Here is a 24752-nt window from a genome sequence, read left to right as displayed (position 1 = left end):
TTCCAGATCCATACCCTTATGCCTTGGTCATCTTGTCCGATACAGCATGCAACATGCCGTACCGTTTTGGGCAGTGAAACGGGAAGACCCGCAAAATCGCCCGACCAAAACGAAAGACCGCAGCAACAGATATCTCATCCTACACGGCCTCGGTTGGTTCCAAGAAGACCCAGAGGCAACATAACCACAAGACTTCGCAACCGATTATTCATAGATTTGGCACAGCAATGACCCTATAAGGAGCAGAACAAAATAAATATGAAAATTTTTCGGGCTTCTACATTGCTAACGAGATCAATTATCCATATCATCATTCCTGCTAACGTTATTTGCTCAACCACGGGGGAACAATGACCATACGTACAAGAATTCTCTTGTCTGTTCTCAGCCTGTTTTTCGTTTCGCTGACGATGCTGGCCGGGACGCTGATCGTGACCAATTCTCAGGAAGGGGATGGACTCGCCATCAACCTTTCCGGCCGCCAGCGCATGCTGAGCCAGAAAATAGCCAAGGACACACTCGCCTTTGAAATATCCAAGGACGCCGGATACAAGGACCGTGTATCCAGCTCCATCCGTATCTTTGACAAAACCCTCAATGCCCTTGCAAACGGCGGCAATGCGCCGCTGACGCTGGAGGCATCCGGCCCCGTGGCCACCCTTTCCGCACCGGACAAGAGCGTTGCCAGCCAGCTTTCGCAGGTTGCCTCGCTCTGGAAGGACTATAAGAAGCAGGTGGATGCCTCCCTTTCCGGCAACACGGAAGCCACCGCCACGCTGCCTGCAGCCAGCGACAAACTGGTAGGCGCCATGACCAAGGCCGTTTCCCTGATGCAGGCCTCAGCCGAGGGAAAGGTACAATACCTGCTCATACTGGAACTTGCCTGTGCCGCCTTCGGTGCCGCGGTTCTGCTGATAGTACTGCTGGGTCTCAGACGTGACCTGTTCACGCCTCTTGGCAACCTGCGCGCCTATTCGCAGAAAATTGCCGGTGGCAAGCTGGACGCACAGCCTGAAGGCAGCTACGCCCATGAACTGCATTTCCTGAAGGACGACATCGACAAGATGGTGACCAACCTCAAGGCCAAGATGGCGGAAGCCGATGCCCTTGGCCGCGAGGCGAACCAGCGTGCGGAAGAAACCGCCAAGGCCCTGCAGGACGCCGAAGAACAGCGCAAGACCGTACAAAAGCTCTTTGACACCATGACCGCCGTGGCCAACAAGGCGCAGGGGGTTTCCCACAAGGTCTTCGCCTCGGTTGAAGAGCTTTCCCGCCAGATTGAGGTCGTGAACAACGGCGTGGATATTCAACGCGACCGCATGACGGAAACTGCCACCGCCATGGAGGAAATGAACGGTACCGTTTTCGAGGTTGCACAGAACGCTTCCAGCGCCGCGCAATCCGCCGCCCGCTCCAAGGAAAACGCCGAAACCGGCGCCAAGGGCGTGCGCAAGGCTGTCGATTCCATCGAACAGATCCAGCAGCGCATCATGTCGCTCAAGGAAACCATGGGCCAGCTCGGCCAGCAGGCCGACTCCATCAGCCAGATCATGGTCACCATCTCCGACATTGCGGACCAGACCAACCTGCTGGCGCTGAACGCAGCCATTGAAGCCGCCCGCGCGGGTGAAGCCGGCCGCGGCTTTGCAGTGGTGGCGGACGAAGTACGCAAACTGGCAGAAAAGACCATGCACGCCACCAAGGAAGTGGGCGATGCCGTAAAACTCATCCAGACCCATGCCCGCGAGAACGTGCAGGCCGTGGAGATGGCCGCCAAGGACATTGTCATTTCCACCGAAGCAGCCACCGAATCAGGCCGCTTCATGGAAGAGATCGTGCATATTGTTGATGAAACCGCCATGCAGGTTTCCTCCATTGCCACGGCATCGGAAGAACAGTCTGCCGCCTCGGAAGAGATCAACCGCGCAGTGTCCGAAGTCACCCGTGTGGCATCCGAAACCGCAGAGGGTATGTCTGTTTCCGCCAAAGCTCTTGTTGAGATCTCCGGCCTTGTGGAAGAGCTGGACACCGTCATCCAGTCGCTTGCATCCGGCAAGGCCACCGGCGTGGACACCAACGGCAACGGCGATCTCTTCACGTGGACGGACGATCTTGCGCTGAACATCAAGTCCATCGACGACCAGCATAAACGTCTCGTGCAGCTCATCAACAGTCTGCACAGGGCCATGAAGGAACGCCGCAGCAAAGAGCATCTCATCAAGATCGTGGATGAACTGAAGAACTACACGGTCACCCACTTCAAGTTCGAGGAAGACCTGTTTGCCAAGCACAGGTACCCCGAAACCCCTGACCATATTCGCCAGCACGAAAAGTTCGTGGAAAAGGTGCTCGACTTCGAAGAGGGCCTCAAGTCCGGCAAACTGACGGTCACCATGGATGTCATGCGCTTCCTCAAGGAATGGCTCATGAAGCACATCAACGGTACCGACCGCCGCTACACTCCCTTCCTGCGCGAAAAAGGCGTCCGTTAGCTTCAGTCGGCATCGCATCAAGAACTCCAAAGCCCCCATGTTTGCGCACGGGGGCTTTTTTCATAACTGCAGGGCCTTTCATCAGCAGTCTCCACGGCAGGAGGAACACTGCCAGCCAGCACACAGCGTGTGATCAAAAGCCACTGCCGGGGCACACCCGATAATTCGCTTCTAACAAGCGCAGCAGACCAGCCAGCCGATCCAGCCCCCTCTGCATGCTCCCTGAGAACCATCCCTACACTTGCCCATATTCTCATATAGCCGCAGATCGACGGCAACGCGCCACCTGCCCCGCAACCACAAAAAAGTCCCCCACCTTGCGGCGGGGGACTCGCTTATTCTGATCAGTCCGGCATTGCCGGTTGCTGCATGCTACAGGTCGTGCACGGAGCGGCCGATACGGTTCCAACGGATGGAGCTGATACCATCCATGGACCAGTAGAGAACCAGCGCCTTGCCCACAACGGCGGAGCGGTCCACAAAGCCCCAGAAACGGGAATCGTAGGACTCGTCACGGTTGTCGCCCATGCAGAAGTACTTGCCTTCCGGCACCACAATGGGACCGAAGTTATCACCGGGGCCGGGGAAGGTGCGCACATACTGCACATAGGGTTCGTCCTGCTTCTCGCCGTTCAGGTACAACACCTTGTCGCGCACTTCCACCGTATCACCGGGCACGCCGATAACGCGCTTGATATAGTGGATGGAAGGATCCTTGGGATACTCGAATACGACAACATCGCCCCGTTCGGGATCATTCATGTGCACAAGCTCGGGTCCGAGCACCACGGAATGGCGGGACCACCATGAACCGCCGGAGGGATTGGTTTCCTTCACCACAAAGGGGAAACGAATGCCGTAGGTGAACTTGTTCACCAGCAGGTAATCACCGATCTGCAGGGTCTGCAGCATGGAACCGGACGGTATGGTAAAAGCCTGCACAAGGAAGGAACGGATGAACAAGGCCAGCAGAATGGCAATGAACAGCGCTTCAAAGTATTCGGCAAATCCACTCTTCTGATTCAATTCGGACATGATGCGTTCCATATTCTGCCGCTCGGCGTGTGTCGGGCGGGTAGTCGGACAGTTTCTGTTCGCGTGTACGGAAAGAACAACCCGCTAGTCTTCGCCTACCTTCAGTGCGGCCAGGAAGGCTTCCTGCGGCAACTCAACGTTGCCCATGCGCTTCATGCGCTTCTTGCCTTCCTTCTGCTTTTCCAGAAGTTTGCGCTTACGCGTGATGTCGCCGCCGTAACACTTGGCGGTCACGTTCTTGCGCATGGGCGCATTGCGTTCGCGGGCAATGACCTTGGTGCCGATGGCGGCCTGAATGACCACCTCGAACATCTGGCGGGGAATGGTGTTCTTCAGCTTCAGCGCCACAGCGCGGCCATGATACTGGGCCTTGTCGCGGTGCACGATGATGGAGAGCGCGTCCACCGGTTCGCCGTTGATGAGCATGTCGAGCTTCACCAGATTGGAGTCGCGGTAGTCGATGATTTCATAGTCCATGGAAGCATACCCGCGGGTGTAGGACTTCAGCTTGTCAAAGAAGTCATACACGATTTCCGCAAAGGGCAGTTCGTAGGTGATGATGACACGGCTGGACGTGAGATACTTCAGGTCCTTCTGGATGCCGCGCTTCTCTTCGCACAGCTTGAGCACGTTGCCCACATACTCGTCGGGTACGTGAATTTCACAGCGTACAAAGGGCTCGTACAGCGTCTCGATCTTGGTGGGATCCGGCAGCTTGGCGGGGCTGTCGATATCCATCTTCTTTCCGTCCACGGTCTTGATCTTGTAGATAACCGAAGGAGCAGTGGCGATGAGATCCACGTCGAACTCGCGCTCAAGACGTTCCTGGATGATTTCCATATGCAGCAAGCCGAGGAAACCGCAGCGGAAGCCGAAGCCCAGCGCCTGCGAAGTTTCCGCCTCGTAGGAGAAGGAAGCGTCGTTGAGCTGCAGCTTTTCCAGCGCATACTTGAGCGGCTCGTACTCGTTGGCGTCCGAGGGGTAAAGCCCGCAGAACACCATGGGCTTGACCACCTTGAACCCGGGAACAGGCTCGCTGGCGGGGTTGGATACCAGTGTTACGGTATCACCCACCTTGGCATCGCCCAGTTCCTTGATGGTGGCACACAGGTAGCCTACCTCACCGGCGGTGAGGCTCTTCATTTCGATCATCTCGGGGCTGAATGCGCCGAGCTTGGTTACTTCGTATTCCTTGCCGGTGGCCATCAGGCGAATCTTGTCACCCTTCTTCAGAGTGCCGTCCACCACGCGGAACATGATGATGACGCCCTGATAGGAATCGTACCAGGAGTCGAAGATCAGCGCCTTGAGAGGCGCATTGGGGTCACCTTCAGGGGCGGGCAGGCGTTCCACGATGGCTTCGAGCACCTGTTCCACGTTCAGGCCGGTCTTGGCGCTCACGCCCAGCGCATCGGTGGTATCAAGGCCGATGACTTCCTCGATTTCCGCCTTCACGCGATCGGGCTCCGCACTGGCAAGATCGATCTTGTTCAGAACGGGAATGACCTCAAGGTCATGGTCCAGCGCAAGATAGACGTTCGCAAGGGTTTGGGCTTCCACACCCTGCGAGGCGTCCACGACCAGCAGCGCGCCTTCGCACGCGGCAAGGGAGCGGGAAACCTCGTAGCCGAAGTCAACGTGGCCGGGAGTATCGATGAGGTTCAGGATGTAGTTGTTGCCGTCCTTCGCCTTGTAGGGAATACGGACAGCCTGAGCCTTGATGGTGATGCCGCGTTCGCGCTCGATTTCCATGCGGTCGAGGTACTGTTCCTTCTTGTCACGGGCTTGAACAAGACCGGTGATGTCAAGGATACGGTCGGCCAGCGTGGACTTGCCGTGGTCAATGTGCGCGATGATGCTGAAATTTCTGATATGTGCCTGTTTCGCCATATGTATTTTGGATGGCGTCCCGAAGGACGTCATTCCTCCTGTGCATAAGGTTGTAATGCCGGCAGCGGGACCGCTGGCCGGAGCGTTCGGGGCACCGCAACTGCGCCCTTCCGGCAACAGAATTGGAGCACCCGCAATGAACAGCCTTACATAGACTATTTGCGACCGGAAGTCTAACACCAAGCAATGGGGTGTCCCACTTGGGAAAATAGGCTCAACTGAACCTGAATTACCGTGAAATAATTAAAGAAGACACTGCAATCCGCCAAGACACCACGGACAATGCCCGCAAGGAACCGTAATGCCGTGGCAATCATGCTCAAAGGGCCCCATCTCACCGGTCATGTCATCACACGGTCCCATGGTGCACGAAGAACAGTCGGGATACTCATAGGCACACACGTCTTTCCGGAACGAGGCATACTCCGGCGAACGCCAGATCGCTTCCAGTGAGGAGAACGCCACACTGCCGAAGCGTTCCGGCCGCACGGTCTTCTTCTGTCCGTCCAGATGGCAGGAATAGCGGTGCCAGAGAAAATAGCAGGGATGCGCCCCGCCATCGGGCGTAATGAACACGGCCCCATCCTCCACAAAGTCGCAGCGGCGCTCCTTGCGGGCCGCAGCCGTGGGCAGGTGCAGTTCCAGACAGCATTCCTCCGCCACTGCTCGCGCCTCGGCGAAGACGGCCTCCACCTCGGCAAGGGGGATAGCCCCGGACTGCTCGATGAGCCGCTTGAGGTGCAGCGAAATGCCCTGCGCGCTGGCCGCCTGCTGCATCTCCTGCACAAAGGCCACCAGCCGCTTTTCGTCCTCGCTGCGGTGAAATTTACGGAACAGGGAATAGTAACGGTCTAGATCAAGCCCCAAGGCAGCGGCCTTGTCGCGCCATTCCCCGAAAAAGGCGAGCACCTCCGGCGAATCCTGCGTAAACACGGATTCGGCAACGGCCCGCTCGTCATAGGGCAATACATGGCTGGCCAGCATATAGGCCGCGCCCTGTTCCGATGCCCAGCGGACGACCTGTGGCAGTTCATGCAGATTGCGCCGCATGATGACGAACTCGGCCCCGATGCGGAAACGGTCGTTTCCGGTGCGCTGGCGCGCCTCACGCAGCATGGCGAAAGAGCGGCCAAGACTCATGGTCTGCCCGCCGCCGTGCAGTGTCTCCATTTCTGCGGAGGCGATGGAATCCACGGAAAGGCAGACTGTGGAAAGGCCTGCCGCCAGCAACCGTTCCGCAAGCTGCGGAGTCAGCGGCAACCCGTTGGACTGGAACCCCAGCATGGCATCCGGTACCATATGCTGTCGTGCAAAACGGACCATCTCCGGCAGTTGCGGGTGCAACAGCGGCTCTCCCACGCCATTCAGCAACACCGCCTCGGCATGGGGCAGGCACGAGGCCAGCCTTGAAAAAACCTCGAACGGCATATCGGCCTCGGCAATGCCGCAGCCTTCCGTCTGTTTCACGCACATGCTGCAACGCAGATTGCAACGGGTTGTCACCTCAACATACAGGCGGGCAGGATAGTCGTTCGACACGCAGCGACCTCTCTCATTTCTCAGTGCCCCAGGCTCTCTCACACGAGTTCCCGCTGGCGGCACCACTTCTTGCAATCAGGTACATCACTCTCGAAAGGGAGCAGAAAACAATATAACAGCCGGGACAGACCATTCCGGCTAAGGACATCTAATGTCCGGTCGCCCCTTGGCAAGGGAAAATACGATATTAGTTATTTGCTCAGCCAACACCCTCTGGACAAACTGCCGGAAAAAAAGCAGTCTGCCGGAAACAGGCTGCGGATACCCGCCATAAGCACGCGGCACTCCGCCTTTGGCAACCCTCAACAGGAATGGCACATGGACGCTGCATCGGACATACCCGGCAGTCCGGTGGCATGGAACGGCTTAGTCCTGACCGTGCCCGACGACTGGATACCGGCAATCATTGACACCAGACACCTTCTCATTACCCGTAACGACCTTGCCGTTCTGGAATGCAAGTGGACCGTGGAATCCGGCCCTGTTTCCATCCCGCGCAAGCGTCGTGCTCTTGAAAGGCAGATGCAACGCTTTGAGGGATTCTCCTTCACGTCTGCCGACATCCCTTCCCATTGGACCGAACTGCTCACGGCCATGTCGCCTGACTTTGAAGTTCATCCATTCTCGCACAAAAGTGCCAACGGTGCCCTGTGCCTGCACAGACCTTCCAACAGCACCGTGCTTATCCAAAGCCCGCTGAAGAGCGCTGCAGAGGCAGAAGCCTTGCGCCCCGTTCTGAACAGCATGTCCATGGCTCTGCCCGGGGCCCCTGTCCCCTACGCGATAAACGACCTGCAGTTTCTGGCACCAGCCGGATACACGCTTGCGAAAGCGGAATTCAAACCCGGCCTGAGTGAACTGGACTTTACCGACGGCCGCTGCACCCTGAGCATAAAACGCCTTGCTCCCGCCAACGTGGTATTGCAGGGACAACCGTTCAGGGTCTGGATTCGGGACACCATGGACACCCCGCTGGAAAACATCCGCAAGGAAAAGGCCGGACTGCCGGACGGTTCCCGCAAACGCTACCGGTGGCATAAGGAAACACGGCCCAACCTGCTGCAACGGCTTTCCCTGTTTGCCAACGGCAAAAAGAAGACGCGCACGATTCAGGGAACGGCATGGATAGTGGAAAACGAGAACAAGATGCTCATGGTGACGCACGAATCAGGCACCACCACGGCCTGCGACTCGGAGACCTTCGAATCGGTCTGGCGCAGCCTGCGCATCCGCTGACGGCAACTGCCCGCGAACGCCCCTGACAGGGCCATATTGACCGATGCCAATGCGATCGGGTCTGCTGCTGTTTCGTACAAAAAGCGAAGCCGCTTCATACGGAGCGGACTAAAACCCACCCGCGTTCCCGCATGGGACATTCTGAAACCCTCTGCAACATCCCGGCGGCATAGGCATGACTGGAGAAGCCCTCATCCTGCTGCGCCATGACTGACTACATATTGCAGTCCTCATCTCCGTCAGACGCTTCCTCCCCGGCCCCACCAGACATCATGGCCCGCAACTCCGGCAGACTCCGCCCCGTTTTTCTGGCAAAAGCCACCAGAGCCTCATATTCCGGACGGGAAATCTGCCGACCTCCCAGACTATAGGATTTGGCCTCCATCTCGCCCAACGGTGTTTCCATACGGGAAGCATGCCGCTGCAGCGTGACCCGCTCCACACGACTGCGACGAATGCCGAGGGTATGCGTGTGATGAAAGAAAGCCTGTTGCACGGCATCTGCCATGTCCGGCGCACAAAGCACCCGAAGTACCCCGCCCGCCCTGTTCTTTTTCATGATCCCGGGAAGATAGAGCACATCCAGAGCGCCAGCCTCCATTAACGACTCAAAGCAGAACCCGATTTCCTCGCCGGTCAGATGGTCCACGTTGCTCTCAAGCTGCACGACGGTATCAAGCGTCACGGCCTCAGCAGCTCCCGCGCGATTGCTTTTGCCTGCGTCCGCCTGCGCCAGCAGGAACGTACGCAGCCCTCCTCCCGAATCGCGGGTACCATACCCCAGCCCGCTCCCGAGCAAGGTACCCGTCGGTCCTTCGGCAAACCGTGAAACCAGAGCATCTATGAGCAACGCGCCGGTAGGCGTGACCATCTCCTGCGTAAAAGCGGTGGGGTGCACTGGCTTGCCCTGCATGAGCTGCAACGTGGCGGGTGCAGGCAGCGCCATGGTGCCGTGCTCGCATTGCACCGTTCCCGTGAACCACGGCAATGAGGAACACACCACCTCTTCAACGCCCATTTGTTCCAGCGCCCAGAAAGCACCGACCACATCCACCAGCGTATCAATGGCCCCTACCTCGTGAAAATGCACAGACTCAACGGCAACGCCATGCACGGTGGCTTCCACCTCCGCAAGTCGGCGCAACGCCTTTGCACTCTTCTCCTTGACGGAAGGGGAAACGGCCAGCCGGTTCAGAATGTCCTCAAGATCAGCAAGGTGTCGAAGCGGCTGCCCGTCCTCCCAGCGAATACTCATGGAACACCCTGCTACTCCCTGCCGTGTGACGGTCTCGGGGCGTATTTCCACGGCGACGCCTGAATCCGAGAATAATCCCTCAAGTACAGCAAAGTCCGCACCCAGTCCGTGCAGGGCGGCAAGCAGCATGTCACCGCCAAGGCCCAAGGAACAATCAAGATACAGCGATCGCATATGCACTCCCAATAGACACTGCACGTATAGATCTGCCGCCCGCCAATGGGACGGCCATATCGGCAGAAAGCGCTATCACCTTCGCCGAGGCCCCGTTGCCGTTCCCTGCCGGAAGGATGCAGCAAACAGCACAATTCGCAAAGACACGAAAGAATCATGGATAAACGGTTCCAGACCGAATATTGACGCCATAACATGTTATGGTGATTATTTTTTCTTGTTTGCCTTGCCAAAAGATGATTATAGTAAACCTACGGAAAATGAAACCAACGGCTCAGGCCTAACATACTTTTCTGGCTGAGTAAGGAGGAACCTTATGCTTATTCGCGACTGGATGACCAAGGAAGTACTTACCGTCACCCCCGACACGTCCATGATGAAGGCCTCCAAGATTCTCAAGGAGCACGACATCAGCAGACTGCCCGTGGTGGACGCCAAGAATCGCGTTGTCGGCATCGTCTCCGACCGCGACATCAAGGAAGCTTCCCCCTCCAAGGCCACGAGCCTTGACGTGCACGAGCTGTACTATCTTCTCTCCGAGATCAAGGTGAAGGATATCATGACCGTTGATCCGGTGTGCGCCAAGCCGCTGGACACAGTGGAAAACGCTGCCGTCACCATGATCGGCAAGAAGATCGGCGGCATGCCCGTGGTCGATGATGACGGCATTCTGCAAGGTATTATCACGGACAGCGACATCTTCGAAGTGCTCATCACCATCACCGGCGTCCGCTACGGCGGTGTGCAGTTCGCCTTTGAACTGCCCAACACCCCGGGCACGCTGAAGCCCATCGTAGACACGCTGCGCGAACACAACGCCCGCATCATCTCCATCCTGACCTCCATGGAAGGGCCGGACAAGAACAAGGAAAGCCGCGTTGTGAACATCCGCATCATGCCCATGGACCGTACGGCAGAAAACAAGATCATCGAGGAGCTCAAGTCCAGGCACAAGATGCTGTTCTGGGCCCGCGACCACGTCCACGCGCTTACGTAACCCGCAAGCCGCGACCACTGGTTAATGACATTAAAAGGGAGAGAGCGTAACGCTCTCTCCCTTTTCAGTGTCACATCCGCCCACTGGCAGTAAACAAAACCCTAAATACTTAGCTGCACACTCAATCACAGGCAATACACTGAAATCAATAAGGAAACATTAGGACGACTTTTCTTGAAATTTTGAAATCCTTGTGGCATGTTAAGCACCACTTACAGGGTAGCAATGGTTGTGACCGCTCCCCAACAGGACGGCACCGCGGCCTTTTAAGGCATTATTCTCCTGTCGCGCACGCGTTGCGCTTTTTTCAGGCAGACCATTGACAAACCCCTATATCCGGCTTTATCCAAAGCGGGATAATAGCTGAAGATTGACCTTTCATACCTTTGAATGGTTCATCGTTACCTGTGTGGAAACAAGCAGCGGACAGCTGCTTACTTTGGTTGCCGGATACCATTCCGGTTTCCGGCATAGTCTAGCTCGATACACGCTGAAGAGCATGTCCAAGGAGGACACAAATGGCTGAAGTTTCTTTTAAGGGTAAGACTTTTGAGGTTGATGAAGACGGCTTCCTGCTTCGCTTCGAAGAATGGTCCCCTGAGTGGGTTGAGTTCGTAAAGGAATCCGAAGGTATCGCTGAGATCACCGAAGACCACCAGAAGATTCTGGACTTCCTGCAGGACTACTACAAGAAGAACGGCATCGCTCCCATGGTTCGTATTCTTTCCAAGAACACCGGCTTCAAGCTGAAGCAGGTTTACGAACTGTTCCCCTCCGGCCCCGGCAAGGGCGCTTGTAAGATGGCCGGTCTGCCCAAGCCCACTGGCTGCGTTTAGTCGCTACCAGCGCGCAAGTGCAATCAAGGCGGAAGCTTCGGCTTCCGCCATTTTTTTTGCCCTTTTCAGACCATCCCCGACCTGCTTTTCAGCCCACACACAAAAAAGACAAAGGCCCGGCAGGTCGTGCCTGCAGGGCCTTTATCAGTACAGCGAATTTCGACCAGTTAGTGTTCGGTGCCGCAGTCAGCCTCTTCCATCAGCAAATCCCACGCTCTATCACGAGACAGCTGCTCGGTTACCAGAGCGCTTTTGACCGACACGTGCGTCTTGCGCACTGTGCCGAACATGGATTCGACATGGCCTACGATGGAAAGCATCACATCCGCAGGCACTATGAAATCACCATCCTCCGTTCTCTCAACGTCTCGCAGCGTCCCGGCGAATTTGGCAAAATCCTCACCCAATTTTTCAATCATATCGTCCATGCCATTCTTACGCACGACATCCTCCTGTTGCTCAGTCATCCCAGCAGGTTTTCCACACACCCTTCGTAACTGTGCAGCAACGCTGTGCATGAAACCCCGGTAAGGCCGTAGTTGGGAAAGCAAAAAGCTTACACAATGCAACAATCTGATATCGCTAGCAATTATCAAAAGAACCAATGCAGCGTTGCATCCTGTTTTCTTCCCTGAGAGGCAACCTAGCCCTGAGTGGCCTGACCAACAAGTATATTTTTTTCCACAGGTAAAGGCCAAAGTTAGGAACAATCCCAACAATCTCAGGTAGAGGGATTATGTAAAAAAACGAAACCGGCTTGCAACAGAATCGAAACAAAACATCATAGTGAATGTTCACTACTGATCGTCCCTTTTGCGCCCTGTTCCCCCTCGTGAAAACAAACCGCCCCGCACGCTTTCGCGTACGGGGCGGATGCCAACCAACCGGCCACCTCACAAGGTAGTCCGGCCAATCACAGGGGAAAGCTTAAGCGGCCAGCAACAAGAAAGAAACAGGCCGCAGACAGGAGAGGCTAGAAAAGGCTCAACAGCATCTTGGTGGCCACCACGTAGAGCAGGATGGCAAAAATGCGCTTGAGCTTGGATACCGGCAGGCTATGCGCCAGCTTTGCACCGAAGGGAGCGGTCAGCACACTGGCGGCGATGATGCCGAGCAGGGCCGGAATGTAGACAAACCCCACGGTCCAGTCAGGCAGACCGGCAACACCCCAACCGTTCATGACGTATCCCAGGGTTCCGGCCAATGCGATGGGCAAACCTATGGCCGAGGCGGTTCCGATGGCCACATGCATCTGCACATTGCACCAGGTCATGAAGGGAACGGTCAATGTGCCGCCACCAATACCAACGATACTGGAGACGCAGCCGATTATGCTGCCGGTTCCGAAAATGCCTGCAGTGCCGGGAATATCACGGGTCGGCTTTGGCTTGATGCCCATGAGCATCTGCGTTCCCACGTAATACAGGAAACACACGAACACGGCCTTGAGAATGCCGGTAGACATGCGTGCGGCAAGCCACGAACCGATCAAGGTGCCCACGATGATTCCGGGAGTAATGCTGCGGAAGATGTCCCAGCGCACGGCGCCCAACTTGTCATGGGCCCGGTAGCTGGCAACGGATGTCATGATGATGGTGGCCAGCGAGGTGCCGAGAGCCATGTGCATCAGGTGCTCAACGGGCAGCCCCTGCCACTGGAAAGCAAAATGCAGCATGGGCACAATGACAAGGCCGCCACCTATGCCAAGCAGTCCGGCAAGAATACCGGCAACAGCGCCAAGGGCCAGGTAAAGAATAAGAGTGGTGAACATGGTTCCTCTATGGTGCGGCAAAATGGTGCAGCAAACAGGTGCATAGCCAACCTGCCGGAGCAGGCAGATCCTGCGCAACCTTGTTTTCGTGCAGAACAGGCCAGCCACAGATCGACGGGCGTCTTCCCAAGACTTAGGGCAAGGGCACACACCCTTTGCTCACCGACGACGTGCTACTGGCCCAGCTCCTTCAGCGCCAACTGCTCCACGTAGGCAATATGATCATACATTTCCCGGTAGGCGGCTTCCGGATCACGGTCCACCAAGGCCTTGAGAATGCGCTCATGGGTTTCTATGGCCCAGTCGCGTCTGTGATCATTCTGCAACGTGAAGTCTCTGCTCTCCGCAACGAGGTCGTGGATGCGGGTAACCATCTCCAACAGCACGCTGTTGCCCGTGGCTGCCGCAATAAGCTTATGGAATTCGCAGTCCGCTTCAGAGCCGGTATTCCCGAGCTGAATCTCGGCAATCTGCCTGTCCAGCTGAGCCCTGAGCCCGATCAGCTCGTCATCCGTGACGTTGCGCGCCGCCAGCGAGGCGATCTGCGGCTCAATGAGCTTACGCAGTTCAAGCACCTCGGCAAGCTTGCCGCGGCAACGCTCCAGAGCGGTTGCCAACGGCTCAATGACCTGTTCTTCCTTCTTCTCCAGAACATAGGTCCCGTCGCCCAGGCGGCTGGTCACAATCTGCTGCTGCTCCAACGACCGGATGGCTTCGCGCACGGAATGACGCGAAACGCGAAATATCTCTGCAAGCCTGCGCTCCGCAGGCAACTTGTCACCGGACTTCAGTTCGCCCTGCGCTATCAGTTCGCGAATCTGGGCGACAATCTCTTCATGCAGGCGCACCCGGCGCGTTGTTTTGTTTTCCACTGCTTCCGACTTCATGCGTACCTTACCGCGGAAGAAAATACTTCCGCAAACTGGTCTGACCAATATGAACCATGTCAGAACTGATTGTCAACTCAAACCAGGGAGCTACTCCCGCACCCCTTCCACCATGCGGCCTTCCGTAATGAAGGAAATACCTTGCGAATTCTGCGTTCCAATCATGACAGACTGCATGAGCGGCGCACTCACGGCATCTGCGGCCTTCCACTTGATGATAAAACAGCCGCCTACCCCCGCCTCTTCATCAGATTCGTCAACCGCAAGCTCAAAAGCGGCCAGCGGAGGCAAAACCAGCGGCTCTTTCACATACTGACGCAAGGTCTTGCCGGCAGAACTGACATAACGGACTCCCAGAATCTCAATGGGAGAGGACGCATCTGTATTCCGCACACTCACCGTAACAGCAACGTTAAACAGACGGGTGCGTTTCTTCTGGTTCCCGAAAAAAACACTTGAATACACGGGAAGATAAACCGTCTGCGAGACCCATTTCTCGGCAACCACACGGCCTCTGCCAGCCTCTGCAGGCCGGACCGCGGGAACCAGAAACACCAACGCGACAAGCAGACTCAGAACAATCATGACCCGGCTATGCACGGCACGCATATTTCCCATGTTTCCTCCTGTACTTCCCGCCCGCATCGGCACAGGCAGAGCTGTTTCGCCCAATATGCGGCATAATCCCCCGCGACTCAAGGAAAACCGATGACAACATATTCAATGTGAACCACTATCCACAAATCTTCGACTCCCCTTTCTTGCTGCTGGAACCAATGCAAACGGAATGGTATAGGGACCTTATCGATCTGTAACCTCAAGACCGCCCCAACCGACTTAATAAGAGCGGTCTGCCATCCGACAGGCCTGAACATCGAAATCCACAGGTGCACACCATGCGCATATCCTTATCCAGAAGACAGCTCATCATTCCTGCCGTGGCAGCAGGCATACTCTGCCTCGTTGTTCTCATCAAAACGGCCCGCAAACCTGAACGGGTGGAAGTGGCAGAACGCACCACAACTGTCCGCGTCATGAAGGCCCCGCAACTTGCCGTGATTCCGAGAGTTATAGGCTACGGCCACATTCAGGCCGGTCAGGAATGGCAGGCCGTGACCGAAGTCAGCGGGCAGATCGTAGAGATCAATCCCTATTTCAAGAAAGGCGCCCTGCTTGCCAAGGGCGACATGCTGGTCCGCATTGATCCGGCAAAACGCCTGACGGCCCGGCAGGCCTCCACGGCAGACGTGAACAACCTGCTGGCCCAATTGCGCGAACTGGAACAGACGGAAAGGGACACGAAACATTCCTATGAAGTGGAGAAAAAATCTCTGGACCTCTACCGAAAGGAATATGAACGCATGAAGCACCTCATGGCCTCCGGCACCATTGCCCGTTCCGAAATGGAAAGCACGGAACGCCAGTTACTCACGCAGGAAAACAAAGTACAGTCCTACCGCACCACACTGAATGGCATTCCCGCCCAGAGGCAGGCCCTTCTCGCCAGCATTTCGGCCAGTCGCAGCCGTCTTGAGGAAGCGGAAATAGACCTGGCCAAGACCTACATCCGAGCCCCCTTCGACTGTCGCATAACCGAAGTATCCGTTGAAAAAGGCCAAGCCGTGAATTCCGGCCAGACCATTGCCAAGGCTGACTCCATCGGGCTTTCCGAAGCCGTGGCGCAAATGCCCATGTATATGTTCCGCTACGTGGTGCCCAGAGGGGGCAACCCCATTGCGCAAGGCGAAAAGCTGACCACGGAAACCTTCCAGCGTTTTCTTTCGCTGGATGCCCTTGTGCGCATTGAACTGGGCAGCGACACGGTCTCGTGGAAAGGCCGTGTTACGCGCATGAACGACTCCATTGATCCGAACACCCGCACAGTCGGAGTATACGTGGCCGTGGATGACTCGTACATCAAGGCCGAACCCGGCAAGCGGCCGCCGCTGCTGCCCAACATGTTCTGCGAGGTGGAGCTGCGCGGCCATCCCATTGATCCCGCCGTCGCCATTCCCCGCTCGGCATTGCACGGCGACACCGTCTACGTGATGAACGCCGACAACCGTCTTGAACTGCGCAAAGTCACGGTGGATTTTCCGCAGGGGCACATTGTGGTGCTGCGCTCCGGCCTTGCGGAAGGAGAAACCATAGTACTGACGGACGTCATTCCCGCCATGGAGAACATGCTGCTCAACCCCGTCACCGACGAACAGGCGATTGAAACAATCACCCGGGAAGCTCTGGGCGAAGGGAGTGTCCGATGAGGCGCATTCTCGCGTACTTCGCGTCGCACCCCACCGCAGCAAACCTGCTCATGGCAGCCTTTCTGCTCATGGGCCTGCTGGCTGCCCCAAAACTGCTGCGCGAAACCTTTCCCCGCTTCACGCCGGACAAGGTGCAGATATCCATCCTCTACCCCGGCGCAACCGCCGAGGATGTGGAAGAAGCCGTCTGCGAACGGGTGGAGGAAGCTCTTGAAGCCCTGTCGGAAATTGCCGAAGTGACCAGCGAGGCCAAGGAAGGAGCCGCAGTCATCATTGCGGAAATGACCGAGGGAGGCGACATAGATCGTTTTCTGAACGATGTGCGGACAGAGGTGGACGCCATCGACGACTTTCCCGAAAACGTCGAAACCCCGATCATAAGCCAGCTCAACAGGCTGGACTTCGTGATGTCCGTGGCTGTCTCCGGCCCCATGTCCGCACCGGACCTCAAGGCATATTGCGAGCAGCTTAAACGGCAGCTTCTTGCCACCACAGACATCACCCAGATAACCATTGCCGGTTTTTCCGACCACCAGATCCGCATAGAAGTGCCTGCGCAGGCACTCATACAATACGGTCTTTCAGCAGCCGACATAGCGGATACCATTGCCGCCCAAAGTCTGGACTTGCCCGGCGGCACGTTGCAGACGGACACGGGAGACATTCTCATCCGCTTCAAGGACCAGCGCCGCACCATTCAGGAGTTTGAAGAGCTTATTGTTGTAGCGGGCTCTTCCGGAGCGGAAATCCGCCTCGGCGACATAGCCACCATCACCGATCGGTTCGAGCTGGATGAAGACAAGGTCATCTTCAACGGGTTGCGGGCGGGCATTCTGCAAATAAACAAAACCCAGCAACAGGATGCCCTGAACCTTGTTGACCAGGCACAGGCATTTCTGGAAAAGGAACGCCACACAGCCCCACCCGGCGTGAACCTCACAGTAACCAAGAACGTTTCCGACATCGTCTCCGACCGCCTGAACATGCTGCTGAAGAACGGCATTCAGGGCCTTGTGCTCGTGTTCCTCACCATGTGGCTGTTCTTCAGCTTCCGGTATGCCTTCTGGGTGGCCATGGGCCTGCCGGTCTCCTTCCTTGTCTCTCTCTACGGCATGCACGTGACCGGCATGACCATAAACATGATGACCATGGTGGGCCTTCTGCTGGCCACCGGCCTGATCATGGACGATGCCATCGTCATTGCCGAAAACGTGGCGGCCCACATCAACAGGGGCAAACGCCCGTTCGAGGCCGTGGTGGACGGCACGCGTGAGGTGGCGGCCGGCGTCATTTCTTCCTTTGCCACCACGGTACTCGTCTTCGGTTCGCTGGCCGTATTCATGGAAGGCAACATCGGCAAGGTGCTCTGGGTCATGCCCTTTGTACTCATCCTCTCGCTGGGGGTAAGCCTTATAGAGGCTTTTCTCATTCTGCCCCATCATCTGGCCCACTCTCTCGGTGCCATGCGGCAGGACCGCAAAAGCCTTTTCCGTCAGCGTTTCGATGAAAAATTCGAACGGTTCAAAGAGGAACGCCTCGGTAAAGCCGTGGATGCGGCGGTCCGATGGCGTTATCTCTTCGTGGGCTGCGTCATTGCCCTGCTGCTCATCAGCGTGGGCATGATTGCAGGAGGCAGACTGAAATTCAAAGTGTTTCCGGACCTTGAAGGCGACCAGATAGAAGCACGGGTTCTGCTGCCGCAGGGCACCCCGCTTGCGCGGACTGAAGCCGTTACCGCACAGCTCATTTCCGCCCTCAAGAGCATTGATACCGAATATGCCCCGCAACAGCCAGACAACCAGCCGCTCGTGAAGAATATCGCCGTCTACTACAACACCAACTCTGATGCTGATGAAACCGGCCCCCATGTCGTTACGGTTTCCGCAGACCTGCTGGATTCCGACCTGCGCACCCTGCGACTTGACGACGTGGCGGGCATGTGGCGTGACCGTACGGGCTCTGTACCGGACGTGATCTCCATTGTCTGGAAAGAGCCGGTTATCGGTCCCGGCGGCATGGCGCTGAGCTTCCGGCTCACGGGCGAGGATATGCACCAGCTCAAAGCCGCCTCGCTTGATCTGCAGCATTGGCTGTCACAGTACAACGGCGTGGTGGATCTGCAAGACGACCTGCGCCCCGGCAAACCCGAATTGCGGGCCACGCTGAAAAAGGGCGCCAAATCGCTGGGCATTGACGCAAGGCGTATCGGGAACCAACTGCGAACCGCCTTTTTCGGCGAAACGGCAACCGAACTCCAGTACCACGGCGAATCCTACGAGGTGGACGTACGGCTTGCCCCCGATGACAAGAACAGCCTTGCCGACCTTGACTACTTTCACATCACGGATGTCTCCGGCAACCAGATTCCCCTCGGCAACGTGGTGGATATCGAATACGGACGGGGTTGGGCGCGCATCGCCCGGGTAAACGGCCTGCGCACCGTTACCGTCGAAGGCGACGTGAACACCGCCCTGGCCAATGCCAGCCAGATTCGCGCAGACACCCTGCAATCCTTCATTCCCGGTCTGCTCAAGAAATATCCGGGCATACACATGTCGCTGGAAGGTGAGGCAAAGGAAGGAGCCAAGACCGGCAACTCCATGCGTACGGCGTTCATTGTGGGCATTGCCGGCGTGTTCATACTGCTGAGCTTCCAGTTCAAGAGCTACTCGGAGCCCATATGCGTGCTCATGGCCATTCCCATGGCGCTCATTGGCGTCATATGGGGACACTTGCTCATGGGGCTGGATCTGACCATGCCTTCCATGATGGGATTCATCTCCCTCGCCGGCATCGTGGTCAACGACTCCATCCTGCTTGTGGAATTCCTGAAACTACGGCTCGGAGAAGGTTTGGAGCCCGTGCGGGCCGCACCTGCGGCCAGCCGCAACAGGCTGCGCGCCGTGCTGCTCACCTCGCTGACCACCATTGCCGGCCTGCTGCCCCTGCTCACGGAAACCAGCATCCAGGCTCAGGTGCTCATCCCCCTTGCCTGCAGCATCATTTTCGGGCTTACCATGTCCACGGTTATGGTGCTGTTCCTTGTTCCGGCACTCTACTGCGTACTGGACGACTGGGGGCTGACAGCCCATGCAAGGGAACGCAAACAGCAAACGAGATAACTGATAATAAAAAAACCACCGGAAACGGTGGTTTTTTCATTCTCTGAGCCCCTGTTATCCGTCTTACTCGCGGATATGCTCAAGCCCCTGCATGAGCAGACCGGTAACATGGTCATCGTCCAAGGAATAAAAGACGTTCTTGCCCTCCTTGCGGTACCGGACAAGTTTGGCGGTGCGCAGATAGCGCAACTGGTGGGACACCGCAGACTGGGACATGCCGATAATGGCCGTCAGGTCGCACACGCACAGCTCCCGCCGCGCAAGGGCCAGCAGCATACGTACACGGGTTCCGTCACCGAGCATTTTGAAAAGCTCGGCAAGCGCGGTGATGTGAACATCGTCAGCCATGGCCTTACGGACATCTTCAATGGCGTCGGTATGCTCGCAGAAGCTCTGGCAGACCGGATTCAATTCAGACAAAATTCACTCCCTGTTCTGATCGCGCATCTCATCGTGTTTCCTGATGGGAACCAATGCCTTCACCTGTGTGCCAATGCCCTTTTCCGATGAGATGTGCAACTGCCCCTCCACCAGTTCAAGGCGTTCGCGCATGCTGTCGAGCCCGATCCCCGCCCCCACGAGTTCACGCGGGTCAAATCCGACACCGTTATCAGACACGACCAGCGAACAATAATCCCCTTCACGCACAAGTGAAAGGCTCAATGCGTCTGCCCTGCTGTGCCGGACGGCATTGGCAATGGCTTCCTGAGCCACGCGGAACAGCACGGATTTCTGCACCTCGCTCAACAGATCCTCGTCCATTTCCAATAAGAGGCGGAAACCTGTCCCGCTATGCATGGTACAAAATTCATCCTGCAACCAACGCAGGGCGGAAAGCAAGCCCAGATCGTCCAACACCGTGGGGCGCAGGTCCATGATGATACGGCGCAACTCAATAATTGCTCCCTGCAGCAGAGAAACTACCTTGCGGATGGCCCGCGTGTCATGCGGCAGCTTGGCACGTTCCATTATGGAAAGATCCGCCTCCATCATGAATTTGATGCCGGAGAGCATCTGCGCCGTGCTGTCATGCAGTTCGCGCCCGATACGCTTACGCTCCTCTTCCTGCGCCGAAAGCACACGGGCGGAAAGCCAGCGCATTCTCTCCTCGGCTTTCTTGCGCGCAGAGACATCCTTGCCGTACAGGGCCAGACCGCCCACGTTGCCCATAATATCCAGAACAGGGTTGCAGGTGACGTCCCAAACAGAATCACCGGAGGCGTATTCCTGACGCAGAGGTTGGCCGGTCTCCCGAACCTTTTCCATTATTGCACGCATATGCTTCTCGCTCACGGGCAGTACCTTATCAAACAAACTCACACCCGCAAGCTCCTCTTCCGTTCCACCCAACACCGTTGCCGCCGCAGTATTCAGCGTAATGATTGTGCCTTCCACGTCCAGCAGCATTGCCGAATCGGCCAATGCGTTCATCAGGGCGGTAAGATGGTTACGCTGTTCTATGACCAGACGCTCCGCCTTTTTGCGTTCGGATATGTCATGCACGATGGCAAAAATGGTCTTGAACATTTCCCCTTCAATGGAGCCCGAATACACTTCCACATCAACGAACCGACCGTTCTTGAGCCGGTGGCGGGCTTCAAAATGCGCACTCCCCTCACGGGACATCCCGCCCTGCCGCTCCCGTATCAGCTCCTCGGTACTCATGGTGAGCGCCGTAACCGGCAGACCAATCATTTCCTCACGCGTATATCCATAAAACTGCAGGGCCGCGTTGTTAGCTTCCCTGATGACAAGACTCTCACGGTCAACGAGCAACTTGATAGCCTGGTTGGTGAAGAACAGACTCTTGAAACGGGCTTCGCTTTCCTCAATCCGACGCTGCGCCTCGAGACGCTCCATTGCCTCATGCACGAGCCGCTCGTTCAGCTCGGCAAGCGCAGCCGTGCGCTCCTTGACGCGCTCTTCCAGCTCGCTGTGCGCCTGCTCCAATGCCAGCTGGCTGACTTTCCGCTCGGTGACGTCAGTTGCAATACTCAAAGCCAACGTCTCACCTGAAGGTGTTTCCAACGGTGTTATGACCGCATCATACCACCGGAAGGTACCCATATCGTCTTCAACTTCGCACTCGTAGTACTCAGTCGTTCCCGTGCGGCACACCCGCTCTGTCCTGTCGCAGGCAAACTGCCGTGCCGCCGCAGATTGCCGGAACTGCTCTGCCAACGGCAACTCTTCCCTGAATCCGAAAAGATGAGAAAAGGCCCTGTTTACAAGACGCGGCTGCCCCTCGGCATCATAGACTGAAATATAACTTGGATCGGTATCCAGAATAAGCTGAAAGACCCCCTGCTCCCTGCGAAACATCTCTTCCGCCCGTTGGCGCTCAAGTATCTGCCGCAAGGCGATGCTCCGGGAAACGCCCCTCTCTTCCAACAAGGCTTGCAATTGCAAATTCCCCTGACGGAGCGAGAACCTGTCGGCAACATCAAGCTGGCCTAGCAGGATCAGTCTTTTACCATCTATGACGAGCGGCGCGGAACGCCATTCCTTCAGCCCCAAGCCCTGCTGCTCCGTGATAACGCAACCATTGCCTTCCACTGCGGCAGTAAAGGCCTGCATGCCCGCATCAGCCGCGCCCAGCAGGTCATGAATCACCTGTCCGCCAAAGGTATCCTGAACCTCGCCGAACATGAATGCCGCAAGGGGATTGCCGGTTATGATGCGCCCTTCCTCATCAAGGACCATGATGGCGTCTTTTACGTTGTTTGCTATGGAACGCACCACGGGAATCGGCTGCGAGAAACACGCCAGCGTTCCCGCAAGCTCATCGTTGCGCCCCCTGAGGCGGGCGTTTTCCTGCTTCAATCGTTCCAATTCCTGAACGAGATCGTGGGAGGGGCTATTCCGCAAGTCAGACATGCTTTGTTCCGGCCGATTGATGTCCTGTATTGAAGTAGGCGTGGAGTACGCCATTGCTGAGGTAACTACAGTCAGAATTTGACATACTTATACAATCCGAACAAGCCATGCGCAAAAAAAGCCGCCCCGGAACAAATCCGGAGCGGCCTGGGCGGAGTCGCAATCAATGTGCCGACTATGAGGCGGCCGTTTGCACCGCCGACTCGGCGGGCGCGGAAACCGGCGCGACAGAAGAGACTTCGGCCAATTCTTCTGCGGAGAAAATTCTGTTCACGTCCAGAATGATCACGAAATTCTCGCCTTGCCTGCCCATTCCCTTGATGAATTCGGACTTGATTGCCGTGCCCATGCGGGGAGCAGCCTCAATGGTGTCCTGCCCCATTTCGAAGACCTCGCGCACGGAGTCGACCAAGGTACCGATGATCGTGGTGTCGCCATCCAGCTGCACCTCTACAATAATGATGCAGGTATTCACCGTGTCTTCAATGGCAGGCATGCCGAACTTGCGTCGGAGCTCCAGAACGGGGACGGCATGGCCGCGCAGATTGATCACCCCGCGCATATAGCTGGGAGTGCGCGGGATGCGCGTAATGGAAGCAAGTTCAAGCACTTCTCGCACCGAGCTGATATCAAGTGCAAATATCTCTTCCGCGAGGGAAAATGTGAGATACTGATTATTTTCGGCCATGGCTCCTCCTGTACGTTCCAGTTACCGGCACCGGATGGCTTAGCGTATCAATTGCATTATGGGACCATAACAAGGCGATGGGGGCTGCTGTACAGTATATTTTTTCTAACAGCTGCGTTCAATGCGCATCAGGCCAAGGAAATCTGTTCTGCCATTGAACGCATCTGCTCCATATCCGTACAGCGCAGCAGGGCGTCAAGGCGATCAAAAGGCAAAAGTGCTGTATCGTACTCCACAACAAGCGTACGGGTAAATATGTTCATGCGTGTCTTGCGGATGGCTGCCAGTCCGGAGACACCGCTTTTGGACAATTCGGCTGCCTTGGGATGATTTCTGATCGCGAGATCAACCTTGAGAGACAGCTTGCCGGGGAGATGCTTTTCCACTGCGAGATAATCCCACAGGTCAGCCAAAAGAGTAAGTTCCATGAAAAAAGAGTCCGATCGGTTTAATGATGAGTGTATCTGTACCTGAGTACCGCGTGCGCACATTACTCCCATCAGGCCCGGGAGACAAGCCCCGCCAACAAGCCCTTCCGGCATGCCCCCGCGCAACACGTTCGTTCACGCCCTCAGGGACTACTGCCGTATCAGGCCAGCAGAGTTTGCCCTTCTGCGACAAGCCTGACCTCACCCCCAATCCATGCCCCCCTGAAGCCGCCTTCAGGAGAATACTCAATGGAAGCGCATATGGTCTGCCCACTCGGCTGCAGCACATGCCCGGAAAACGCCGTTCCCGTGCGGACGGTTTCCAGCAGCCCCAAAGCGACAGAACCCGAGCCGCAGCCTGTTTCATAGTGGGTGGACTGCGTCCCACGCACCCAGACAACAGGGTCGATGCGCAAGCCGGATTCTTCACGGGTATACCAGATGCAACCAACAGCCTCGGCCCGCTCCAGCCCCAAGACTGCCCGGATACGGGCACATTGCTCGCTGTAGTCGGCAGACATGGGATGCCGGACTGCATCCAGCAGCACATGGGTAATGCCTTCAAGCGAAACTACATCCATGCCGGATTCGACACGATGCAGGAAGCCTGCGGCTTCGTGCGGTACGAATACCCGGACAGAGGCCTCATAGGCTGTGCGCATTGCCCCCTCATGAGCACTAAACGACGCAGGAACCTCGCGAGCCGAGACCGAAACAGGGACCGGCCCGTTGGCTCCGGATACGCGGATGTGTCCGGAATAACGGTTCTCCGTCTCGTCCCGGACAATTGAAGGATGTCCCCGCATCACCAGCACCGCCGCAAATGACCGCGCAGCGTTGCCGCAGAACTCTCCCCCCATCATCTCAAGACTGGGGAGAGGGCCGCCATCCATATCCATATAGCCGACCTGTTCTCCGCCAAGATGCAGCGGATGCATGACTTCATTGGCCAATTTGGCTCGCACCGGGCCTTCCGGAGCCGGCATATCAAGAAGGATGGTCGTGTTCCCTCCGGGACTAAGCTTGGCAAAGGCTATCTTCATCTACCCAAACGCTCCTTTTGCGATTCCTTTGGTGCGAGGGAGTTGTAGCCCAAGGTGCAATGATCACACAACCCGACAATTTTATGGCCGCACCATCATATTATAATGCGCCTATGTAGAAATCTGCGGTATTTTCAAAAATACTGATGGCAAACACAATTGTAACGGCAAACAGTGATGAAACCCACAGAACGCCCCAAACAGGTATGTCAACAACT

The 24752-nt window shown here is 56.6% G+C and carries 19 protein-coding genes; 6 read left to right on the top strand and 13 right to left on the bottom strand.

Annotated features, from left to right (window positions below; genetic code table 11):
• Positions 1–350 precede the first annotated feature (350 nt).
• Positions 351–2492 (top strand): bacteriohemerythrin, encoded by a 2142-nt coding sequence (locus N1030_RS16975; RefSeq protein ID WP_265826749.1) that lies wholly within the window; start codon positions 351–353, stop codon positions 2490–2492.
• Positions 2493–2864: 372 nt separating this feature from the next.
• Here N1030_RS16975 and lepB read toward each other — a convergent pair whose 3' ends face one another.
• The 3 genes from lepB to N1030_RS16960 form a co-directional block, all read right to left on the bottom strand.
• The gene (gene lepB, locus N1030_RS16970; protein WP_265826748.1) at positions 2865–3527 is read right to left on the bottom strand and encodes a signal peptidase I; all 663 of its coding nucleotides are present in this window, start codon (positions 3525–3527) and stop codon (positions 2865–2867) included.
• 84 nt (positions 3528–3611) lie between these two features.
• Positions 3612–5417 (bottom strand): translation elongation factor 4, encoded by a 1806-nt coding sequence (gene lepA, locus N1030_RS16965; protein WP_265826747.1) that lies wholly within the window; start codon positions 5415–5417, stop codon positions 3612–3614.
• 243 nt (positions 5418–5660) lie between these two features.
• On the bottom strand, positions 5661–6956 hold the full coding sequence (locus tag N1030_RS16960) for a radical SAM/SPASM family putative metalloenzyme maturase (RefSeq protein WP_265826745.1): 1296 nt from the start codon (positions 6954–6956) through the stop codon (positions 5661–5663).
• Positions 6957–7274: 318 nt separating this feature from the next.
• Between N1030_RS16960 and N1030_RS16955 the strand changes: the two genes are divergently transcribed.
• Positions 7275–8192, top strand: a complete 918-nt coding sequence (locus N1030_RS16955; protein WP_265826744.1) for a hypothetical protein — start codon at positions 7275–7277, stop codon at positions 8190–8192.
• A gap of 214 nt (positions 8193–8406) precedes the next feature.
• On the opposite strand, the gene larC is transcribed toward N1030_RS16955, so the two are convergent.
• Positions 8407–9621: a nickel pincer cofactor biosynthesis protein LarC gene (larC, locus tag N1030_RS16950; protein WP_265826743.1), complete on the bottom strand. Its 1215-nt coding sequence runs from the start codon at positions 9619–9621 to the stop codon at positions 8407–8409.
• A 316-nt stretch (positions 9622–9937) separates the two neighbouring features.
• Here larC and N1030_RS16945 point away from each other — a divergent pair, with 316 nt between their 5' ends.
• Positions 9938–10618 (top strand): CBS and ACT domain-containing protein, encoded by a 681-nt coding sequence (locus tag N1030_RS16945; protein WP_265826742.1) that lies wholly within the window; start codon positions 9938–9940, stop codon positions 10616–10618.
• Positions 10619–11136: 518 nt separating this feature from the next.
• Positions 11137–11454: a TusE/DsrC/DsvC family sulfur relay protein gene (locus N1030_RS16940; protein WP_265826741.1), complete on the top strand. Its 318-nt coding sequence runs from the start codon at positions 11137–11139 to the stop codon at positions 11452–11454.
• A 167-nt stretch (positions 11455–11621) separates the two neighbouring features.
• Here the strand turns inward: N1030_RS16940 and N1030_RS16935 are convergent, their stop codons facing one another.
• From N1030_RS16935 to N1030_RS16920, 4 genes are all read right to left on the bottom strand, one after another.
• A complete protein-coding gene (locus N1030_RS16935; RefSeq protein WP_265826740.1) occupies positions 11622–11897 on the bottom strand; it encodes a hypothetical protein in 276 nt (91 codons plus the stop codon).
• A 530-nt stretch (positions 11898–12427) separates the two neighbouring features.
• A complete protein-coding gene (locus tag N1030_RS16930) occupies positions 12428–13225 on the bottom strand; it encodes a sulfite exporter TauE/SafE family protein (RefSeq protein ID WP_265826738.1) in 798 nt (265 codons plus the stop codon).
• A 173-nt stretch (positions 13226–13398) separates the two neighbouring features.
• Complete coding sequence (locus N1030_RS16925) at positions 13399–14112, bottom strand: FadR/GntR family transcriptional regulator (RefSeq protein WP_265826737.1); 714 nt, start codon at positions 14110–14112, stop codon at positions 13399–13401.
• A 90-nt stretch (positions 14113–14202) separates the two neighbouring features.
• A complete protein-coding gene (locus tag N1030_RS16920) occupies positions 14203–14730 on the bottom strand; it encodes a DUF3124 domain-containing protein (RefSeq protein WP_265826736.1) in 528 nt (175 codons plus the stop codon).
• Positions 14731–15008: 278 nt separating this feature from the next.
• Here N1030_RS16920 and N1030_RS16915 point away from each other — a divergent pair, with 278 nt between their 5' ends.
• Both N1030_RS16915 and N1030_RS16910 read left to right on the top strand, forming a co-directional pair.
• Positions 15009–16376 (top strand): efflux RND transporter periplasmic adaptor subunit, encoded by a 1368-nt coding sequence (locus N1030_RS16915; RefSeq protein WP_265826735.1) that lies wholly within the window; start codon positions 15009–15011, stop codon positions 16374–16376.
• Positions 16373–19498, top strand: a complete 3126-nt coding sequence (locus tag N1030_RS16910; protein WP_265826734.1) for an efflux RND transporter permease subunit — start codon at positions 16373–16375, stop codon at positions 19496–19498. The genes N1030_RS16915 and N1030_RS16910 overlap by 4 nt, the downstream gene beginning before the upstream one ends.
• A gap of 63 nt (positions 19499–19561) precedes the next feature.
• Here the strand turns inward: N1030_RS16910 and N1030_RS16905 are convergent, their stop codons facing one another.
• The 5 genes from N1030_RS16905 to N1030_RS16885 all read right to left on the bottom strand — a co-directional run bounded on the left by N1030_RS16905 (position 19562) and on the right by N1030_RS16885 (position 24534).
• A complete protein-coding gene (locus N1030_RS16905) occupies positions 19562–19918 on the bottom strand; it encodes an ArsR/SmtB family transcription factor (RefSeq protein ID WP_265826733.1) in 357 nt (118 codons plus the stop codon).
• 3 nt (positions 19919–19921) lie between these two features.
• Entirely contained in the window at positions 19922–22375 is a 2454-nt protein-coding gene (locus N1030_RS16900) for a sensor histidine kinase (protein WP_265826731.1), read from the bottom strand.
• 175 nt (positions 22376–22550) lie between these two features.
• On the bottom strand, positions 22551–23063 hold the full coding sequence (locus N1030_RS16895) for a chemotaxis protein CheW (protein WP_265826730.1): 513 nt from the start codon (positions 23061–23063) through the stop codon (positions 22551–22553).
• A 128-nt stretch (positions 23064–23191) separates the two neighbouring features.
• Positions 23192–23491, bottom strand: coding sequence for a hypothetical protein (locus N1030_RS16890; protein ID WP_265826729.1), 300 nt, complete (start codon positions 23489–23491; stop codon positions 23192–23194).
• Between the two features lie 161 nt (positions 23492–23652).
• Positions 23653–24534, bottom strand: a complete 882-nt coding sequence (locus N1030_RS16885) for a histidine racemase CntK family protein (RefSeq protein WP_265826728.1) — start codon at positions 24532–24534, stop codon at positions 23653–23655.
• Positions 24535–24752 lie beyond the last annotated feature (218 nt).

The sequence above is a fragment of the Desulfovibrio mangrovi genome, assembly GCF_026230175.1.
Taxonomy (GTDB): Bacteria; Desulfobacterota; Desulfovibrionia; order Desulfovibrionales; family Desulfovibrionaceae; genus Halodesulfovibrio; species Halodesulfovibrio mangrovi.
Note: the sequence above shows the minus strand (reverse complement) of the source record. Positions and strands in the feature narration are given on the sequence as shown.

Excerpts from the sequence above, each read along its gene's own strand:
- N1030_RS16910 (WP_265826734.1), top strand. The coding sequence starts at position 16,373 with ATGAGGCGCATTCTCGCGTACTTCGCGTCGCACCCCACCGCAGCAAAC.
- N1030_RS16915 (WP_265826735.1), top strand. The coding sequence starts at position 15,009 with ATGCGCATATCCTTATCCAGAAGACAGCTCATCATTCCTGCCGTGGCA.
- N1030_RS16920 (WP_265826736.1), bottom strand. The coding sequence starts at position 14,730 with ATGGGAAATATGCGTGCCGTGCATAGCCGGGTCATGATTGTTCTGAGT.
- lepA (WP_265826747.1), bottom strand. The coding sequence starts at position 5,417 with ATGGCGAAACAGGCACATATCAGAAATTTCAGCATCATCGCGCACATT.
- N1030_RS16890 (WP_265826729.1), bottom strand. The coding sequence starts at position 23,491 with ATGGAACTTACTCTTTTGGCTGACCTGTGGGATTATCTCGCAGTGGAA.
- N1030_RS16955 (WP_265826744.1), top strand. The coding sequence starts at position 7,275 with ATGGACGCTGCATCGGACATACCCGGCAGTCCGGTGGCATGGAACGGC.
- N1030_RS16930 (WP_265826738.1), bottom strand. The coding sequence starts at position 13,225 with ATGTTCACCACTCTTATTCTTTACCTGGCCCTTGGCGCTGTTGCCGGT.
- N1030_RS16925 (WP_265826737.1), bottom strand. The coding sequence starts at position 14,112 with ATGAAGTCGGAAGCAGTGGAAAACAAAACAACGCGCCGGGTGCGCCTG.
- N1030_RS16900 (WP_265826731.1), bottom strand. The coding sequence starts at position 22,375 with ATGTCTGACTTGCGGAATAGCCCCTCCCACGATCTCGTTCAGGAATTG.
- lepB (WP_265826748.1), bottom strand. The coding sequence starts at position 3,527 with ATGTCCGAATTGAATCAGAAGAGTGGATTTGCCGAATACTTTGAAGCG.
- N1030_RS16895 (WP_265826730.1), bottom strand. The coding sequence starts at position 23,063 with ATGGCCGAAAATAATCAGTATCTCACATTTTCCCTCGCGGAAGAGATA.
- N1030_RS16975 (WP_265826749.1), top strand. The coding sequence starts at position 351 with ATGACCATACGTACAAGAATTCTCTTGTCTGTTCTCAGCCTGTTTTTC.
- N1030_RS16940 (WP_265826741.1), top strand. The coding sequence starts at position 11,137 with ATGGCTGAAGTTTCTTTTAAGGGTAAGACTTTTGAGGTTGATGAAGAC.
- N1030_RS16885 (WP_265826728.1), bottom strand. The coding sequence starts at position 24,534 with ATGAAGATAGCCTTTGCCAAGCTTAGTCCCGGAGGGAACACGACCATC.
- N1030_RS16945 (WP_265826742.1), top strand. The coding sequence starts at position 9,938 with ATGCTTATTCGCGACTGGATGACCAAGGAAGTACTTACCGTCACCCCC.
- larC (WP_265826743.1), bottom strand. The coding sequence starts at position 9,621 with ATGCGATCGCTGTATCTTGATTGTTCCTTGGGCCTTGGCGGTGACATG.